We start from the raw sequence: 1,230 nt of genomic DNA, 5'->3' as shown, positions 1-1,230 counted from the left end.
GCCGCCCGTGCCGGAGGGAACCCGCATACCGGTTTCGCGGCCCAACCCGATCTCCGTCTTCTCATCAGCTCTCTTTGGAATCTCTCAAGACGTTTCGTTCGTGTTTTGACCCCGCCACGGCTCCGTCTCACGGGCCGCGAATGCGGGGAGGGCGCGCGGCCGGCCTGATCAAAGTCTTTGGGCGCTTTCTTCAGAAAGCGCAAAAACGAACGCCCGGCTTGACGTCGGGCGTTTGGCTTTTCCGTCCTCCCGCGAAAGCGCAAAAAAGGATCCCCCGGCTGACGCCGGGAGATCCTTTTTTCCGTCCTTCTCAGGCAGCCGCCGAGCTTTTGCCGGCCAGCTTCTGGAAGTCGATAAATTTGACGAGGAGGGCGACGACGACGGAGGTGGTGATCATCTCGCCGATCATGATGGGGCCGTTGACGGTGAGGGAATAGATCCACACAGGGGTACCCTCGGGGGCGTAGCTTCCCCAGACGATGATGCCGGAGAGGAAGCTGCAAAAGAAGCGGCAGAAGACGACGACGATCGAGCCGGCCGCAGCACCGAGGGGCTTCTTTTGAAAGCGGCGGGCGACGGGGCCCGCGAGGCCGAGGACGCCGAAGGCGACCACATAGTCGAGCAGGATGAGGGCGACGAACATGCCGAAGGACTGGACCGGCGGCGGATAGAAGCCCTCGAGCATCTGGAGCAGCGAATAGGCGAAGGAGGTGAAGAGCGCCCACCGGGTATCGTACATGAGCGAAATGATGATAATCGGGGCCATGCTCGCGGCGGTGATCGAGCCGCCGTTCGGGAAGTGGTAGAACTTGATCATCGAAAGCAGCAGCGCGAGCGCCAGCATCAGGGCGCTGTGGGTCAGTTTGCGGGTGGTTGGCTTCATGGTGGTTTCCCCTTTCCACTTGTTTTTTCCAAACAAAAACGCCACAGATAATCCCTGCGGCGTAAAAGGAGAAACGCTCTTCCTACGCTGGCATTACCCAGATCAGGTTTTCGGGTCAGCGCGGCAATACGCACTATCTCAGCCGGCTTGACGCCAGCCCCCCGTTACGTGGCTTATTCTGTTTGCGGTATTTATTATACACCATCCGGTCCGGTTTGTAAAGCCCGAGGAAAACAAAACGGACGGGGACGGGCATACGCCCGTCCCCCACCGCTCTAAAAAGACAATCTTTAAAATAACAATGACAGAGTCAATGCTGGGTATATAAAACATATCACTCTTCCTAC

The 1,230-nt window shown here is 58.2% G+C and carries 1 protein-coding gene and 1 riboswitch; the gene reads right to left on the bottom strand.

Features of this window, described 5'->3' with window-relative positions; translation table 11 throughout:
* Nucleotides 1–310 precede the first annotated feature (310 nt).
* Entirely contained in the window at nucleotides 311–883 is a 573-nt protein-coding gene (thiT, locus tag RCI06_RS01405; protein WP_306573764.1) for an energy-coupled thiamine transporter ThiT, read from the bottom strand.
* Between the two features lie 62 nt (nucleotides 884–945).
* Nucleotides 946–1,057, bottom strand: a riboswitch (TPP riboswitch).
* Nucleotides 1,058–1,230: the final 173 nt, after the last annotated feature.

The sequence above is a fragment of the Anaerotruncus massiliensis (ex Togo et al. 2026) genome (genome assembly GCF_030825285.1).
Taxonomy (GTDB): domain Bacteria; phylum Bacillota; class Clostridia; order Oscillospirales; family Ruminococcaceae; genus Anaerotruncus; species Anaerotruncus massiliensis.
The sequence above is the reverse complement of the archived record's forward strand: the minus strand, read 5'-3'. Positions and strand labels throughout refer to the sequence as shown.

Bases quoted from the DNA above. Each gene is read 5' to 3' on its own strand.
- thiT (WP_306573764.1), bottom strand. From the start codon at position 883: ATGAAGCCAACCACCCGCAAACTGACCCACAGCGCCCTGATGCTGGCG.